Genomic DNA, 16,137 nt, shown 5'->3' with positions numbered 1-16,137 from the left:
TGACATTCTTCAAAAGGTATTTCTATGCGTACGATTTCGATTAAGTCTTTATTCCTGCTGTTTTCTTTCGTGTTGTTATCCGGTTGCTCTTCCATGTATTACGGGGCGATGGAAAAAGTGGGCATTCACAAACGCGATATCCTGGTGGATCGTGTAGAAGACGCCAAAGATGCCCAGTCTGAAGCAAAGACTCAGTTTGCATCAGCGCTGGAACAGTATCAGTCGGTAGTGACCATTGAAGATCAGGCACTTGTGGATAAGTACAATTTGTTGAACGATGAATTTGAAGACAGCAAAGCTGCCGCTGAGGCCGTATCAGAGCGGATCGACTCAGTAGAAGAGGTGTCTGAAGCCTTGTTTGAAGAGTGGCAAGACGAGCTGTCTCTGTACAGTAATGCTAGCCTGCGTAAGCAAAGTGCTCAGAAGTTAGCTACAACCAAGCGCAAGTACAAAAGCTTGATTCAAGCCATGCGTCGTTCAGAAAAGAAAATGAAGCCGGTGCTCGCGGCCTTTCAGGATCAGGTGTTGTTCCTTAAACATAACCTCAATGCTCAGGCCATCAATTCCTTAAAAGGCGAATTGAAGACCATTCAGAAAGATGTTGCCCGTTTGGTGAAGGAAATGGAGAACTCCATTAAAGAATCCGAAGCCTTTATTCAGTCGTTATCGGAAGGCTGATCACCTTTTGTTATATCCCTCATTTGAAATTGCGATGGAGCTTTCATCGCAATTCGGGTTCAATACAGACTACTCTCAGTTAACGGCCGTTTAGCTGTTTTTAAAGAGAGATTGAACGATTGACGATGGGGGAACATCATGGAATTAAGCCAACTAAAAGCCTTTGTCACTGTGGCGGAAGAAGGTCATTTGACGCGCGCTGCAGATCGCTTATTTACCAGTCAGCCTGCCATCAGTGCCAAATTAAAATCCTTGGAAGAATCGCTGGGTGTTCCGCTGTTTAATCGGACGGCAAAAGGGATGACTCTGACGGCGGCAGGAGAAAAACTGTTGGTTCAGGCGCAAGCTATTCTCGACGCGTCTCAGCAGATGGAAGTCGAAGCCAAAGCGATCAAAGGGCAAGTGGGGGGTGTACTTTCGGTGGGCCTGAATTCCGATCTGGCCTTTCTCAAGCTGCCTGAATTATTGGCCGATGCGTCTTCCCATTATCCTGATCTCCAGATGTCGTTTATTAACGGCATGTCTTTCGATAATCAGGTGGATGTGCGCCAGGGTAAGCTCGACACCGGTTTTTTCTTTGGGCCATGTACCACACTGGATGTTCATACCATTCATTTGGATGACATTGAAACTGCGATTCTTGCGCCTGCTTGCTGGGCAGAGAAGATCTCATACGCTTCCATCGATGAATTGGCTAACTTCCCTTGGGTGTATACCACTGAGCGTTGTCCTTTTTATCAGTTAAAAGAAACGCTATTCCAGGACGCTAAAACCAAGCCAACCAAAGCGGTGTTTGTGGATTGCGAAGATGCAATACGTGAGTTGGTGAAAGCCGGTTCAGGTATCGCTTTATTAAGAAAAGACGATGCCGAAAAAGCAGAGGCGGAAGGTTGGGGTGTCAGTTGGAAAGGGCGTACTCCGCCAATCACGTTGAGCATTGCGGTGGCCGCTCAGCGTTTGCATGAGCCAGTCATTCAGGCATGGCTGAATGAACTCGCAAAATTCTGGCCGATGAAAGAATACCGAGCGCAGCAACTGGCTAATTAAGACAGTTTACTAAATTGGTTAGCCAAGCAGGTTAGCCAAATTAGTTAGCCAAATTAGTTAACCAAATTAGTTAACCAGGCCGGTGAACGAAGACAACGTCGAATTCCCCCCAAAGACTTGCTACCCTGTTATCAATTCATACAGGCAGGGAGAGTCATCATGTTAAGACGCACCAAGATAGTCGCAACGCTTGGGCCAGCAACCGATTCCGACGAATCATTGGAAGCCATCATTCGCGCAGGCGTGGATGTGGTTCGTTTGAATTTTTCACACGGTGAAAGTGAAGATCACATTCAGCGCGCCCAGCGCGTTCGAAAAATCGCCGATAAGTTAGGCCGCTTTGTAGCGGTATTGGCGGATTTACAGGGCCCGAAAATTCGAATCGCCCGTTTCAAGCACGATAAAATCACCTTGAAAGTGGGCGATGCTTTCGCGTTGGATACCCGCTTGGGCGTTGCCGATGGTTCTCAAGAGGCGGTAGGGATCGACCATGAAGCGGTGATCCGAGATACCAATCCGGGTGATATTCTGTTGTTGGATGATGGCCGAATTGAGCTTTTGGTGAAGTCGAACGACGGCGTTCGTATCGAGAGTGAAGTGCTGATCGGTGGTGTACTTTCGAACAACAAGGGCATTAACAAGAAGGGCGGTGGCCTTTCCGCTAAGGCGCTGACCGACAAGGATAAAGCCGATATTAAGGTGGCAGCACAGTTTGACGCTGACTATGTGGCTGTATCTTTTCCCCGTGATGATAATGACATGCTGGAAGCCCGTGCGTTGTTGGATGCCGCCGATTCCAATGCCGGACTAATCGCCAAGATCGAACGAGCCGAGCTGGTGGCCGATCATGACATGCTGGACGAAGTGATTCGAGTGTCTAACGGCGTGATGGTGGCGCGTGGCGATCTTGCCGTGGAGGTGGGTGATGCTGAACTGGTGGCGATTCAGAAGCACATTATCGAGCGAGCCCGTTCCTTAAATCGCGTGGTGATTACTGCGACCCAGATGATGGAATCGATGATTACCAACCCGATGCCGACTCGTGCAGAAGTCTCGGACGTAGCCAATGCCGTGATCGATGGTACCGATGCGGTGATGTTGTCTGCGGAAACGGCGGTGGGCGAGTACCCGGTGGAAGTGGTGGAAGCCATGCATCGTATCTGTGAAGGCGCGGAGCGTAGCCCGACCACTCAGGTGTCTCAGCACCGTATTCATGAAGCCTTTGAAGTCATTGACGAAGGGATTGCCTTCTCGGCGATGTACGCAGCCAACCACTTACAAGGGGTGAAAGCCATTGTCAGCATGACGGAAACAGGGAAAACCCCGTTGTTGATGTCACGGATTCGCACCAAGATTCCTATTTTTTCATTTTCTGCACAGCTGAGTACTCAGCGACGGGTGGTGCTTTACCGTGGGGTTCATAGCATTCCATTTGTTGCGGCGGATGTGGATAACGAGAAGGTAAATCAGTTTGCTATCGATACCTTGTTGGAGAAAGGCATTGTGGAACAGGGCGACCTGGTCATCCTAACCAAAGGTAACTACATCAACGCGCAAGGCGGCACTAATACCATGAAGATTTTGCGCGTAGGGGATGAGATTCACTAGTTGCCATTCTGTTGGCTGATTAGCTTAAGCTAATCTTAATCCTCTCTGAGATACCGTTAACTCTCATTTGAAAGCATTTTGCTCAAAGGGAGTTAACGATGGTATGCACTTCAGGATTAACCTGTTTTACCCAAACTCAAAAATACACCTCTGTATTGGGTTTGGTGGGGTTCTTGTTTTCTTCGATGAGTTTCAGTTCGGAACTCTCAAGTTCTCTTGAGCCGGATTTTGAACCCGGCTTTGGCGGTTTTGTACAGTTGGCGGTACTGGTGAGTGAGACGGACTCTTTATCGGCCGTCACTGATGAGAACGAACGTCTCACTTCTTTAACGCAAAACGCAGAATCCGACAGTGGTGAAACCGTCACCCTGCTGGGAGAGATCTCTTATACCTTGGCCAATCGACAAACCCAGCTGTACGCAGGTACACCGCAAGATGAGCTGGTTGAAGGTAATCCTTTGTTTGAGTTGGGCGTGCGTCATCAGCAGCAGGACGGCACCCTTCTGACGGTGGCTTATCTACCTAAATTGCCCGGTTTTGATGAAGTCTGGGAAGATCCATACCTTACGGGTGCAAAGCGAAAGACCAGTGACAGTGATACGCAGGGGATGTATGTCTCGGCGGATTACTTATATGGTGGCCCGCTGTCTTTACGGTATACCTATGCGGTGCTGAACGTGGATGTCGAACGCTCAGGGCAATCCTTGATGAATCAGCCAAATGGGTTATCTGCCAAGGAAGCCAATCAATTACGGCGTGATGCAGATTTTCATCAAGGTGAATTATCTCTGACTCTGCCTTTCAGCGCTTCCTTGTATTTAGTGCCTGCGATGATTTACACCCGAGCCGATGCAGACGGAGACGCCTTTAGTTTTGATCGTTATGGTGCCGAGTTGTTTCTTGTGCATACCGCCCGGAGTATTGAACTCACCACCGGGGTAGCGTATGAGACGTCTGATTACGATAAAACGCACCCTGTTTTTGATAAAGTCAGGGAAGATGACCAGACCTCAGCCGTCATCAGTCTAGCTGTTATAACGCCTTTTAACTGGCAACGCGTACGTTTCGATGCGGTGCTTTCGTACCATGATCGAGATTCCAATATTCATTTCTATGATCAACAAGACGTGATGGGTATGGTGGGGGTGAGTTATGCGTTCTGATGTCTTGATGCCTGTTCATTATTTGAGAAAAAAGCGCGTACAGAGAAGGGGCGTAAGGCTATGTGGAAGAACGTAACAAGGATCTTGAGTCAGCTTGCGTGGTTAGGGTTGTGTCTTTCCGTCTCAATTCATGCGGAAACGGTACGTTTCGAATACGGAATTAATCAACTGGAAGGGCATTATTTGGCACCAACCAATGATCAGCCACCAAAAGCCGTGCTCTTGTTGGTTCATGGCGACGGTGCTTCATCGTTTGATGCCGAAGGCTTCTACGAGCTGATATGGCAGCCATTGCGTGAACAGGGCTATGCAATTTTCAGTTGGGATAAACCGGGCGTTGGCGGTTCAACTGGGAATTGGCTAACGATGACGATGACGCATCGCCAAGGTCTTGTTGCCACAGCCGCTGCTACGGTTCAGCAGCGATTCGGGTTTGAGCCTGCCCAGACGGGAGCTCTGGCGTTCAGTCAGGCCGGTTGGGTGATGCCTGAGCTGTTAGCGGATTCGTCATCTCGTATTGGTTTCGCCATAGGAATCGGGTTTGCTACCTCATGGATTGACCAGGGTCGATACTATACGGCCACTCGTTTGAGGCTCGAAGATGCAACGCCTGAAGACATTAAACAGGGCGTTGCCGGTTATGATCATGAGATTGCGTTCTTCGATACCTCGCCCAGCTATGACGAGTATCTGAAATGGATTCGGGACAGCCCAATGGACCGAGATCGTTTTTATTTCGTGTTGAGGAACTACCAATCGAATGTCTCTGAAGCCTATCGCGGCATACAGCGTCCGACGTTACTTCTGTGGGGCGACAGCGATCTGAATGTGGATGCGGAACATGAATTAGCGCAGTGGCAGATGCGTACGAATCCGTGGGTATCCACCAAGAAAATTAACAATGCCACCCATGCCATGCTGCGGGCCGATCAATTCAGTGGGACGGATTTTGGTATGGCCGAGTGGTTAAAGCTGATGTGGTTGGAAGAGGAAGCGTTAGCACCTGATTTTCTGCCAACGCTTATACGTTGGCTTGATGAACTGTGACTTGATGAACATTGGCTTGATCATCATGCTCAAGCCTCAAACGGGTAAGCTGCATATGTGGTTTGGGAGATCCAAAAATCCAGTCAAACTTTGTTACTAATATGAAGGTTTCATGAAGCTTTTGTTAAAAGGGTTGTACATCAATTAGGGAACATCTAGGGTGGCAAGTGACGTCATTACGTCACTGTCTTACAAAGTTAGTGACTATCTCACATATTTATTAGTACAAGGAAAGAACAATGGCTAAGAAAGTTAAAGCGATTAAAAAAGAGATCAAAGCACGCAAAGCAAAGATTGCTAAGCAAACCAAAAAAGTCGCCAAGCTGAAGAAAGCGCTGAAAAAAGCAGCTTAGGTAGTTCTACCGGAAAGGGGGCTTTCGAGAGAAACCACCTTTCCTGTTTCTTCTGTGTAGAGTACTTCTTAGATGACATCGTCAGATTCTGCGGACAAATCTGTTAAGCCTGCCAAGTTAACAGAGTCGGTTGAGCACAAGCTCAAAGCCTCTGCTAAAGTCTCAAAAGATAAAAACAAAAAGAATACCTCGTTGCGATTAGACAAGAAGACCCTAAAAGCCTTGAAGATGGTTGCTATTGAGCAGGAAACCAGTGTACAAAAGCTTATTGAAGGTCTGATTGAAGATTTTCTGAACAACCGAGCGCAGTAACATTGACTAAGGTCAGTTAAGGAATCGCGTTTGCTGGCCTATGCTAAAGCAAACAGTAACTCTCACTTAGACATAAATCACTTGGACGAATTATGACCATGGCAAAAGATTTGAAAAAAAAGTTGGAAAAAGAACTTGAGAAGGCGAAAGGCAAAAGCTCTGATTTGTTGAATGACATCAATGAGCGTGTGACCTCTACCAAGAAGGAACTGCAAAAGCAGGTGGATGAGCTCACCGAAGAAGTGCGTAAGCTTCGTAAAGATCCGAGCAAACAAGCCAAGAAAATTATTAAAGAACTTGAAAAGCAATACGAAAAGCAACTCAAGAAGATTCAACAAGAATTCGATCAGCGCTTGGAAGCCTTGTTAGCTGCTAAAGATAAGATCATTGCGCAATTGGAAGATGAGTTGTCGACGCGTTTCCCGGCTGCGTTCCCGAAGAAAGAAGCTCCTAAGGCGGTTAAACCGGCAGCTAAGGCAGAGACTAAACAAGAAGTTAAGACCGAAGCCAAGCCAGCTACCGCGAAGAAGGCCCCTGCCAAGAAAGCTCCGGCCAAGAAAGCCCCTGCTGCTAAAGCGACTGCAGCTCCAAAAGCGGCTGAAAAACCTGCGGCTAAGAAAACCTCTGCAGCAGCCAAACCAAAAGCGGCTGCCAGCAAGCCACGTAACTCTGCATCCAAAATTTCAGCAATGAAGGGCGTGGGTCCGGTAACGGTTAAGAAGTTGGCGGAAGCTGGTTTTAACTCGTTGGAAGATATTGTTGATCCAAAGCGAGCAAAAGACCTTGAGGCGTTCAACGGTGTTCGAGGTTTCGAGACTTGGCAGACTCAGGCCAAAGACTTGTTAGCCAAATAAAGTAATGGCGATATCCGCTGGTGGCTCGGCGTACTGATTAGAGTACCGAGTCGATCAGCGGTTTCAATGTGTGAGGTGTATATGAATCCCTTGGATAATCACACCATACAATGCCCCTATTGTGGAGAGTGGTTTGAGGTCGTATTGGACGCGACCATGCTTGGGGACGAATACATTGAAGATTGTCAGGTTTGTTGTCGACCGATTCTGTTTTTTGTTACTGAAGCGTCGGGCGAGTTAATCGTTTCCGTTCGAACTGAAAACGATTAACGTCTATTCATGCCATCAGTTCGATTGATTCCAATCGATGCATTCTTCCAGCGTCACGCCGCTGCCCCCGAAAATATCCAACGCACTGCCAATGGTCAGGTCTACTTTGCCTGTGGATAACTGATGTACCAGTTTCAAATCGTCCAGACTACGAGCGCCACCGGCGTAAGTCACAGGAATATCACAAATCTCGCCCAGATAGCTTACCAGGTCTTGATCGATGCCTGCTTGCAAACCTTCCACATCGGCCGCATGAATTAAGAATTCTGCACAGTGCCCGGAAAGTTCTTTGATCGTGGCTGGAGTGATTTGGGTTTGAGTGATGGTTTGCCAACGGTCGGTGGCGATGTTCCAGCCGGATTCGGTTTTACGGCAGCTTAAGTCCAGCACCAGGTGTTCTTTGCCTGTTTCCCGTTTAATGGCTTCCAAACGGTCGGATGACAATTCGCCGCCCTCGAACAAGTAAGAGGTCACGATCACATGAGATGCACCGGCTTCGAGATAGTCCGCCGCATTTTCATTGTTGACGCCACCGCCAAACTGTAAGCCCTGTGGCCAGGCTTTGAGTGCATTAAGTGCGGCTTCCTGATTGCCGGGGCCAAGCGCAATGACATGTCCGCCTGTGAGCTGATGATCCCGGTAAAGTTCGGCATAGTAAGTCGAGTCGTATGGGCTGACAAAGTTGGTATCGGCACCTTGGTCATTCAGGCTACCACCGACGATTTGTTTTACTTTACCTTGATGAAGATCGATACAGGGGCGAAAAAGAGTCACATTGGCCTCGGTTGTCTAACGATAGATACGGAAGAAGGCGCTCATTATACCGGATGCAACTTCGTTGCGAAGCGCTGAGGTGAAATATCTTTCCGATCGACATTGGTTAAACACGTATAAGAAGTATGGATAAATGAAGGGTTATTGATCTGTCTCAATTTCTTATTGGGTGACTCCATATACAGTGCCCCCCTTTCGATTAACCACAGTATTTGTAGTGAATAACCAATACTTGTGATTAACACTCATTTTTGTGGTTAAAACTATTATTTGTGGTTAACACTGTTATTGGCGGTTAACACTCATTCTTGCGGTTAACACCATAAGCGTTACATAAGGCGTTCATAAGGAGGGGCTATGTCTAAATGGGCTACATCGAGATGGATCTTGTGCGGTTTGTTATTATTGGCACTGAACGTTCAGGCCGATCTGAATGAGCAATATCAACTGTTGGATGCGATTCAGTCGAATCCTCAGACTCAGTCGGAGTCGGCTCGATTGGGCGAGGAGAAGGCCAGTCTGTGTGGCTACTGTCATGGCACCGATGGAAACTCAAAGCGAGAGTTTATTCCAAACCTGGCAGGGCAAAACGCCAAGTATTTAATTAATCAGTTTGAACAGTTTGCTACCGGCAAACGTAAAAACTATGTGATGAGTCAGTTGGCAGATAAGTTATCACTGGAAGAGCGGGTAAACCTTGCAATCCATTTTTCCCATCAAAAAGCGAAGCCTTTCGTGGCTAAGAAGCCGAACTCGAAGCTAAGTAATGCCTCACCTGCTCAAGGTCAAGCCGGTTTTCAGGCCAAATGTCAGATGTGTCATGGTGTAAAAGCCGAAGGCTGGGATCAGCTGCCGCGCTTGGCCAGTCAGCCTGCAGCCTACTTGGTCAAAACGCTGGAAAAGTTTAAGACTGACCATCGTGATCGTAACCAATCTCCGATGACTGCCATTGCCAAAGGCTTGTCTAATCAGGAGATCAAAGACATCGCTGTGTATCTTTCTTCGCTTGAATAACCGCACTGCCTGTGAGCGTAGTGAGAAACACCAACCGCTGAAAATTGTATTCCCCTGTAAATGAGACTCATTCTTCTTGATTTGGATCAATGAAGAATGAGTTACGCTTTCCCAAGTCTTTTCCTCTACAAATTTCTTTATAGAATGAGAATCATTATTAGTAATGACTCTGCGAATGCAGTGGTCGCTTTTGTATGATTCGAGGTCTTTCATGATTCACTCCGTTCTGTTCCCTGTCGCTCGGACGCGTCTTTCTGCTGCTCTGTCGGTGGCTATTCTTTCTTTGTCGCTGCCCGTGACTGCTCAAACTCAAACCAAGGTTGAGGTGCTTGATAGCACAATGAATCCGGCATCAAACTTCCTGGCGTATACCGAGTTTGAGTTGTCGGGAGAGCCGTTGGTGGAAGCGTTGGGGTTGGATCTGGATGTGCTTGATCCCGATGCGCTAAACCAACCAACCGTGTTTGATTATGCGGCTGGCATCAACAGCTATGAGTATTCGGAAGAGGCAATGTACGCCCTGAATTATCAGTCTCAGATGGGTCCGCATTTGGCCAATGGCCCGTTGAACCAGCAGCGTGGCGGTACGCTTAAATCACTGAGTGACCGCATTCAGGCGTTGAGTGACGCCGTCGGACGGGACAGCTCGAAAGTTCCTGACAACCTGTATCTGCTTTCTCTTCCTTATGCGTCAGGCTCTCCGCATTTTCAGGGGCCGGTTAATACCACCTCCATCGGTCAGCACGGGCTTGAGGTTGAAGTAAACGGAGATTATCTGTTTGTGAATGAGAGTGTGCCTGCCTATCGTGGGGACTTCTCTACCTTGGTTTGGGATACCAACACCTTTGATCGTGCATTCGTGCCAGCGGCCATCGGTGGAATCTTGTTGAAAGAAGTGATGTGGTCTCAGGACTTTCTGGGTGGAATGCACGTGACCGAGTCTGACGAAGAGGTGGAAGCGGATAGTGCGGTGATGGACCATTCCGACACTTACAGCCTGGGTGTATCTGCCTTTGATGGTTTCAATGGCATGGTCTTAACCGAGGAAGCGATCGATAAACTATTAATCCTGAGAGATCAGTTGGCCTTTAACGGCAAGACCTTAGGTACCCGTGCTTTGAATGCTGTAGGCTCTGTGAAAGGAACTCAAAGAGTGTGGTTCCCTCACCGTGTAACCGTGGAAGAAAAGAAGGTTAACGGGGTCAATGCCATTGGCAAATTAACGGTGGCGGATGGCCGTTCTACCTTACGTGATCATTGGCAGTTGTTGTGGCCGTTGGCTGAATTCTTTGCCATGACCGATCAACGTCAGGCCAATAAAGACCAAAATCCTGCGTTCCTGGCCGTGTTTGACGGAGCGCCTTTTGCCGCCGCACCGCAAGCAAATACCGATGCCGATCCATCTAACGATGTGGTTGGAAAGGATGCCTTTTCTCTCGCGGCGGATGTTTCATCTTTGGTATTCAAAAATCTTCAGCAAGGGCATTTCAATGAACAGTTGGGAACCTTTGTGGATGAGGTCTCGGCAAAAGGGGTTGCTGGCAATCAAGTGACCGCGTTTGATGCGGCGTATTCGCTGGTGGCACTGTCTATTTATCAGAGAGCATTGGATGCGATGCCGGTGGGTTACGCCTCTGCGGATTCAAGCAACAGTCGTCTTCATACCGAAGAAGGGAAAGCTGCACTGGCTATGCTACGTCGTCAGGCGGATTTCCTGATTACTCATTTGATGGATAAGCAGGGCGTGGTGTCTGACTCGGCGGTCATCAAAGGCACGAAAGTCATTCCGTCACAGGCTAAACAGTTAGATGCTCAGTTTGCTGCGGTTCGTGGTTTAACGGCGGCCTTCACGGCAACTCAGGATGAGCGCTATTTCGAGGCAGCACGTCGTGCTTATCTCGCGGCGGAACAAACCATGTACGACAAAACGCTGCAAACCTGGGTGGATCAGGCGGGTGTCGCGGAATACACACCAAATACCTTGGCAGCAATTTCAGGAGCGTTACGCTCTGCGATGTTGAACTTAAAAAATCAGGAAGGTGAAACTCTGACTGGTCTGGATCTTCAAACCTTGGTAAGCCGTTATCAGTCTTGGTTTAATGGTGTCGTGAACGGTGGGATGCAGATGTCAGAAGCACTGGGTGACAGTGGTGAGCATATCCTGCTGGTCGGTGTGAGTGACAAAGCCGACTCGGATCAGGACGGTGTTAAGAAAACCACCCATGCGGGCGGTAAGTACGGAATTGCCCCGGTCTTGGCAAATAAGGCTCGCATTTCCGGTGCTAATTAAGAGTAGAATACGCATCACGAGAGGCTCGGGCGCTTCAGTTCCGGGCCTCTTGCGTTATATCAACACCCCATTTGACGATTTTGGATAGGATGTCTGAAAACGTACACGATCGAGTTTTACGCTGACACTTTATGTCTGATGGTTTGTTATGAATGCCCCTCTGTCCTCTTCGGTAATCTCTTCTGAACATCAAAACCTGTCATGGGCGCAATCGCTCAAAGGGTATTGGCAAAAGCAGGCGTATCGACATAAGAACGCTGAAAAGCTGATGTATTTTATGTTTGTCACCGGCTTTTTGCTTTGGGATCAATTGTCGGTTGGTTGGGCAGCTGAGCGCTGGTTGTTAGTCGCTCACATGATGGTTGGTATTTCATTGTTCTTGTGGGTGGTGGGTGTGTTCTGGAGTGCCCACCGCCAATTATTGATGCGATCCCGGAAATCCTTTCTTCGTATAACAGGAAGGCTGACCGAAGGGTTATTGCTGGTTTGTGTGGCCTCTGGTTTGTATCTGTTCTTTTATGGCGTGACAGGTAATGCCTTGAGCGTACTAATTCAGGATCTGCACTTTTATTCCTCTGTTATCCTCACGCCTTTGGTGTTTCGTCATGCCTTCCGCTGGAGTGTGTTGAACCTGAAGTCATCCAGGCTGGTTAATCTCTTAATGAAACGCAGAGGAGGTAATGCATGAGACGTTGCGTTACCTGTTTGCTGTTGTTGTGGGTAAGTCTCTGGCCATTGGCGTCTGTGGGGATGACATACAACAAGAGCAGTTCGTTGATTCTGGATGAAACGCGCAACCGATTAATCAGTGCCAACTTTGATACAGGCTCTGTCAGTGTTGTTGATAAAGATACCGGTGAGCATCTGAATGAAATTCGCATAGGCAAAGACATTCGCCGCATTGCCCTGTCGAACTCCTCTACCAATGGGTCTCCAGTCATTCTAGCAACCGACTATTTAGCAGACGAAATCATCCTGTTGGATGGCTCCTCGTTAAAAGAACTCAATCGAGTTGTTGTGCCATCTCGTCCCTTTGGTGTGGTCTTTGATGAGACACAGCAGCGCTTCTATGTGACCAGTTTTGAGCAGCACAAGTTGCTGGTGGTGTCGAAAAACGGTGAGCTTGTATCGGAAGTGACTACGGCAGAAACCCCTCGTGGATTGGCCTGGCTTGCCGATGGTCGTTTGTTGATTACTCATGCGTTAACGGGGCAGGTGTCGATTTATCAGACGTCTTCAGACATTCCGACACTTGAGAAAGTGATTCAGCTGCAAGACAGCCCGGAGCAGGCTGAAAAAACTACACCGCAAGGAAAGCCGCGTCGCTTGGATAATATTGCGATATCGTCAGACGGCAGCGAGGCGTGGTTACCCCACGTACTGTGGTCGTTTGGGCATGACTTTCAGTTTCAATCGACCGTCTTTCCTACGGTCTCGGTGCTGGATCTAACTCCGGGCAAAGAACATGAACGGGTGGATGAGCGTAAACAGCTGTTTCAACAAATTAATCTTCTGGAAAAAGGCAATAAAACCCGAATTGTGTCGAATCCTCATGATGCGGTGTTCACCGATCAGGATCAGAAAGTGGTTGTGAGTCTGGCGGGTTCAGACGACTTGATGGTGTTTGATTTGTCCCGGCAAGGGAAAAAGAATAAAAAACGTCATCGTCGGAAGAAGTTTCAAGGGGGCGCAAAAGCAACACAGATCTATCGCCATGTGCCAGGGAATAACCCTAAAGGGCTGATAGCAATAGGGCGGGATTTGTTTGTCCAGCAGGCGATGACGCTTGATCTGGCTAAATTCGATTTAGGCAAGGGCGGTGCTTTTTCGAAGGTCTCTCTGCAGGATGAGCAATTTGCTCAACTGGTAGCGACAGATCCACTGTCACCTCAACAGCGTCTCGGCAAGGCATTGTTTAATTCAGCCAACAGCGATCAGTATTCCCCTGCAATGGCCGGGGATTTCTGGATGAGCTGTGATTCCTGTCATATCGACGGTTTTAACTTTACCAACCGCTTCCTGCTGAAAGACGGACAAAAAGATAAGTATCAGAATGCGATCACCGGGCATGTAAATGTGCGTAAGATGATCGCAGGTGATCCGGTAGGCGCTTATATCGACATCATTCAGAAAACACAGGGGGGTATGGATAGTGTCGATCCCGATCAGCCTGGTATTGATGTGGCCAAACAGATGATGGCGCTTAACGGCTATGTCAGAGCATCGGAGAACTTACCCTATTTATCGACCTGGCTGCGGTTGGAGGATGATACGCCTTACACCCATCCAGAGGATTGGATCAATTCGGCCAAGTGCGCCGACTGCCATAGCACCATTTACGATCAATGGGCCGACTCCAATCATGGCATGAACATGGACCACCCTTTCTATCGTTTCCAGGAAGACATTGCGGCGAAAGAGGAAGGGGAAGAGTTCCGGGTGCTGTGTCGAGGTTGTCATGCGCCTCAGATGGTAATTAATGGTGAGAATCGGGCCTTCTCAGAATTTGGTGATATGCATGAAGCTGGAGGTCAGTCCTTAAAAGATAAATTGGCTCATGGGCAAGCGGTGAGTGAACGTGGCACCGGCTGTGAGTTTTGCCATCGTATTGTAAAAGCCGAACATGCGGGGGGTAATGCCGATATGACGGTGAACCTGAAAGATCGGGTCAGTTATATCTTTGAGAATGTGAAGAACCCGGTCATGCAGTGGTTGGCGGACAAACAAATTAATGCTCAGCCGGGAGCTCATAAGGCGTCTTATTCTGACCCGTCTCTGTATCAGGATTCACTCTATTGTGCGACTTGCCATAATGAGTTCACCACCGGCATGGGAGCTAATGTTAATGACAACTATGGTGAGTGGTTAGCGTCTGAATTTAATTCGCCAGAGCAGCCGGATCAGCATAAGACCTGCATTGATTGCCATATGACCCCAGATGTTACCAACTTTAGTGGTCAGGTTGGACAGTCTACCGATGGCGGGCCAATGAAGTCGAAGGTTCGTTCTCATCACTTTACCGGCGGTAATTACTACTTCACGGGAATGCGTAACCAAGAGCATCAGAAAATGAGCGTCGATATATTAAAAACTGCCGCCAGTTTAGATGTGTCGATGGATGGTGATGACTTATTGGTTGCCGTGACCAACGAACGGTCAGGGCATCACCTACCGGGTGGCGCACGACGTCAGGTGTGGTTAGAGGTCATCGCAACCAACGAGCAAGGGCAAACCATTTTTGAGAGTGGTGTGATGAGGGATGGCTATATTCCAAAAGACAGCCGAAAATTCATCAAAGTGGGTGTCGATGAGGATGGCAAACCGGTTGGGTTGAGATTTTGGCGTTATGTGAAGATCGGTAAGGATACTCGAATTGCTTCCGGTGAAACGCGAACAGAACGTTTCAAACTGCCTGAACATCAAGGCGAAATTAGTGTTTCCGTGCGTTTGCTTTATCAGGTGTTCTCAAAGCAGTTGGTTGAGAAAGTCAGGAACGCTTACCCAGATGAGACGATTCCTGACGTAGAGGTTGTCGAGATGGCTAAGCAGCGTTCTCACTTTCCATCGCGATCGTGACCTGATTTCGTCCGTTGTTTTTGGCTTCATAGAGCGCTTTATCCGCAGAAGCCAAAAAGTGGTCTAACTCGCTCACGTGTTTAGGGGTGGTTGTATTCAAGCCGATACTGGCAGTAATGTTGAGTTGATGGCCATCGGATAAATGAATCGGGTTGGCCTGTAAGGCTCGACGGAAGCGATCCGCTACCTGGACGGCGGCTCTCCCGTTGGTATCGGGCAGAATCACCAGAAATTCCTCTCCTCCATATCGGCCAACCAGGTCGGTTTCTCTCAAGGTATCTTTCAGGGTTTTAGCCGCCATCTTTAATGCTTCATCACCGCAGAGATGTCCATAGGTATCGTTAACCTGTTTGAAGTGATCCAGATCCACCAGAAAGATCGAGATCGGCGATTGTTGTCTGATCGCCCGTTGGTACTCCTGATGATAGTGTTCCATCAAGTGACGGCGATTAGATAACAGGGTCAGAGGGTCGGTTGTGGATAAAAAGGTGACTTCCGCTTCACGTTGTTTCCAGCGTGTAATCGAGGTGTGTCCAATGTAGACCAACAGCCCTAGATGCACACTGACAAACGTCAGCATCGTCATCAGCCAGATTGGATCTCGGTAGGGCGCAATTTGGTGCTGGACGATGGGGGCGTATTCCAGATTGTTGGTGAGTAAGAAAATGTTGAAGCCAATGAAAATGATCACGCCACTGCCTAACCCCGTGAAGATCAGGTGGCGATCAAACAGGATCAGGCCGATGATGGGCGCTCCTGCCAAGGCTATGCCTGTCCCCATTGAATAGACGCCAATGTAAAACAGAATCAGCACATTAATCAGTACATAACTGAAGATACAGGCATGGGCATAGACGCGATTGTCTTTATTCTTGATGAGGTTACCCAGCATCGCGAGAATCAAGTTATAGAGCGAGCATATGCTGGATATTTCTAATAGCTCTTGGTAACCCTCACGATTCATATTGATCGTATTCAGATCTGTCAGTAACAAAGTGAGAGACAGCAAAATCGAGAACGCGCCTAAGGCGAGAGCGATTAAAAAGCAGATGCATTGAGATTTTTCTACGTAACTGCCATCAAAGATGCTTTCACTGAGATGAGTGAGAATAGTTTTGAGTTGAGCCATTTTCGATCATTTATCTTTGTTC

The 16,137-nt window shown here is 48.2% G+C and carries 14 protein-coding genes; 12 read left to right on the top strand and 2 right to left on the bottom strand.

Annotation, left to right across the window (positions count from 1 at the left end; all coding sequences use genetic code 11):
• The first annotated feature begins 24 nt into the window (after nt 1-24).
• The 8 genes from QQL66_RS15025 (at nt 25) to QQL66_RS14990 (ending at nt 7,332) form a co-directional block, all read left to right on the top strand.
• A complete protein-coding gene (locus QQL66_RS15025; protein ID WP_284382495.1) occupies nt 25-678 on the top strand; it encodes a DUF2959 domain-containing protein in 654 nt (217 codons plus the stop codon).
• Between the two features lie 138 nt (nt 679-816).
• Complete coding sequence (locus tag QQL66_RS15020) at nt 817-1,725, top strand: LysR family transcriptional regulator (protein ID WP_284382494.1); 909 nt, start codon at nt 817-819, stop codon at nt 1,723-1,725.
• Nucleotides 1,726-1,884: 159 nt separating this feature from the next.
• On the top strand, nt 1,885-3,333 hold the full coding sequence (gene pyk, locus QQL66_RS15015; protein ID WP_284382493.1) for a pyruvate kinase: 1,449 nt from the start codon (nt 1,885-1,887) through the stop codon (nt 3,331-3,333).
• A 98-nt stretch (nt 3,334-3,431) separates the two neighbouring features.
• Complete coding sequence (locus QQL66_RS15010; RefSeq protein WP_284382492.1) at nt 3,432-4,496, top strand: DUF2860 family protein; 1,065 nt, start codon at nt 3,432-3,434, stop codon at nt 4,494-4,496.
• 60 nt (nt 4,497-4,556) lie between these two features.
• Entirely contained in the window at nt 4,557-5,543 is a 987-nt protein-coding gene (locus tag QQL66_RS15005; protein ID WP_284382491.1) for an alpha/beta hydrolase family protein, read from the top strand.
• Between the two features lie 425 nt (nt 5,544-5,968).
• The gene (locus QQL66_RS15000; RefSeq protein WP_284382490.1) at nt 5,969-6,208 is read left to right on the top strand and encodes a hypothetical protein; all 240 of its coding nucleotides are present in this window, start codon (nt 5,969-5,971) and stop codon (nt 6,206-6,208) included.
• Nucleotides 6,209-6,300: 92 nt separating this feature from the next.
• The gene (locus QQL66_RS14995; protein WP_284382489.1) at nt 6,301-7,062 is read left to right on the top strand and encodes a helix-hairpin-helix domain-containing protein; all 762 of its coding nucleotides are present in this window, start codon (nt 6,301-6,303) and stop codon (nt 7,060-7,062) included.
• Between the two features lie 81 nt (nt 7,063-7,143).
• Nucleotides 7,144-7,332 carry a CPXCG motif-containing cysteine-rich protein gene (locus QQL66_RS14990; protein ID WP_284382488.1) on the top strand — a complete coding sequence of 63 codons (189 nt, stop codon included), beginning with the start codon at nt 7,144-7,146 and terminating at the stop codon, nt 7,330-7,332.
• 15 nt (nt 7,333-7,347) lie between these two features.
• On the opposite strand, the gene hisA is transcribed toward QQL66_RS14990, so the two are convergent.
• Nucleotides 7,348-8,106: a phosphoribosylformimino-5-aminoimidazole carboxamide ribotide isomerase gene (gene hisA, locus QQL66_RS14985; protein WP_284382487.1), complete on the bottom strand. Its 759-nt coding sequence runs from the start codon at nt 8,104-8,106 to the stop codon at nt 7,348-7,350.
• 357 nt (nt 8,107-8,463) lie between these two features.
• Here hisA and QQL66_RS14980 point away from each other — a divergent pair, with 357 nt between their 5' ends.
• The 4 genes from QQL66_RS14980 (at nt 8,464) to QQL66_RS14965 (ending at nt 14,986) form a co-directional block, all read left to right on the top strand.
• Nucleotides 8,464-9,120, top strand: coding sequence for a c-type cytochrome (locus tag QQL66_RS14980; RefSeq protein WP_284382485.1), 657 nt, complete (start codon nt 8,464-8,466; stop codon nt 9,118-9,120).
• 211 nt (nt 9,121-9,331) lie between these two features.
• Entirely contained in the window at nt 9,332-11,410 is a 2,079-nt protein-coding gene (locus tag QQL66_RS14975) for a hypothetical protein (RefSeq protein ID WP_284382483.1), read from the top strand.
• A 148-nt stretch (nt 11,411-11,558) separates the two neighbouring features.
• On the top strand, nt 11,559-12,098 hold the full coding sequence (locus QQL66_RS14970) for a hypothetical protein (RefSeq protein WP_284382480.1): 540 nt from the start codon (nt 11,559-11,561) through the stop codon (nt 12,096-12,098).
• Entirely contained in the window at nt 12,095-14,986 is a 2,892-nt protein-coding gene (locus tag QQL66_RS14965) for a multiheme c-type cytochrome (protein ID WP_284382479.1), read from the top strand. Before QQL66_RS14970 ends, QQL66_RS14965 begins: the two co-directional genes overlap by 4 nt.
• On the opposite strand, the gene QQL66_RS14960 is transcribed toward QQL66_RS14965, so the two are convergent.
• Nucleotides 14,952-16,115 carry a GGDEF domain-containing protein gene (locus QQL66_RS14960; protein WP_284382477.1) on the bottom strand — a complete coding sequence of 388 codons (1,164 nt, stop codon included), beginning with the start codon at nt 16,113-16,115 and terminating at the stop codon, nt 14,952-14,954. The two genes, QQL66_RS14965 and QQL66_RS14960, sit on opposite strands and share 35 nt — an antisense overlap.
• Between the last annotated feature and the right edge of the window lie 22 nt (nt 16,116-16,137).

The sequence above is a fragment of the Litoribrevibacter albus genome (assembly GCF_030159995.1).
GTDB classification, from domain to species: domain Bacteria; phylum Pseudomonadota; class Gammaproteobacteria; order Pseudomonadales; family Litoribrevibacteraceae; genus Litoribrevibacter; species Litoribrevibacter albus.
Note: the sequence above shows the minus strand (reverse complement) of the source record. Positions and strands in the feature narration are given on the sequence as shown.

What these genes read in the sequence shown, in the direction of transcription:
- QQL66_RS15025 (WP_284382495.1), top strand. Translation starts at nt 25, where the DNA reads ATGCGTACGATTTCGATTAAGTCTTTATTCCTGCTGTTTTCTTTCGTG.
- QQL66_RS15020 (WP_284382494.1), top strand. Translation starts at nt 817, where the DNA reads ATGGAATTAAGCCAACTAAAAGCCTTTGTCACTGTGGCGGAAGAAGGT.
- pyk (WP_284382493.1), top strand. Translation starts at nt 1,885, where the DNA reads ATGTTAAGACGCACCAAGATAGTCGCAACGCTTGGGCCAGCAACCGAT.
- QQL66_RS15010 (WP_284382492.1), top strand. Translation starts at nt 3,432, where the DNA reads ATGGTATGCACTTCAGGATTAACCTGTTTTACCCAAACTCAAAAATAC.
- QQL66_RS15005 (WP_284382491.1), top strand. Translation starts at nt 4,557, where the DNA reads ATGTGGAAGAACGTAACAAGGATCTTGAGTCAGCTTGCGTGGTTAGGG.
- QQL66_RS15000 (WP_284382490.1), top strand. Translation starts at nt 5,969, where the DNA reads ATGACATCGTCAGATTCTGCGGACAAATCTGTTAAGCCTGCCAAGTTA.
- QQL66_RS14995 (WP_284382489.1), top strand. Translation starts at nt 6,301, where the DNA reads ATGACCATGGCAAAAGATTTGAAAAAAAAGTTGGAAAAAGAACTTGAG.
- QQL66_RS14990 (WP_284382488.1), top strand. Translation starts at nt 7,144, where the DNA reads ATGAATCCCTTGGATAATCACACCATACAATGCCCCTATTGTGGAGAG.
- QQL66_RS14980 (WP_284382485.1), top strand. Translation starts at nt 8,464, where the DNA reads ATGTCTAAATGGGCTACATCGAGATGGATCTTGTGCGGTTTGTTATTA.
- QQL66_RS14975 (WP_284382483.1), top strand. Translation starts at nt 9,332, where the DNA reads ATGATTCACTCCGTTCTGTTCCCTGTCGCTCGGACGCGTCTTTCTGCT.
- QQL66_RS14970 (WP_284382480.1), top strand. Translation starts at nt 11,559, where the DNA reads ATGAATGCCCCTCTGTCCTCTTCGGTAATCTCTTCTGAACATCAAAAC.
- QQL66_RS14965 (WP_284382479.1), top strand. Translation starts at nt 12,095, where the DNA reads ATGAGACGTTGCGTTACCTGTTTGCTGTTGTTGTGGGTAAGTCTCTGG.
- QQL66_RS14960 (WP_284382477.1), bottom strand. Translation starts at nt 16,115, where the DNA reads ATGGCTCAACTCAAAACTATTCTCACTCATCTCAGTGAAAGCATCTTT.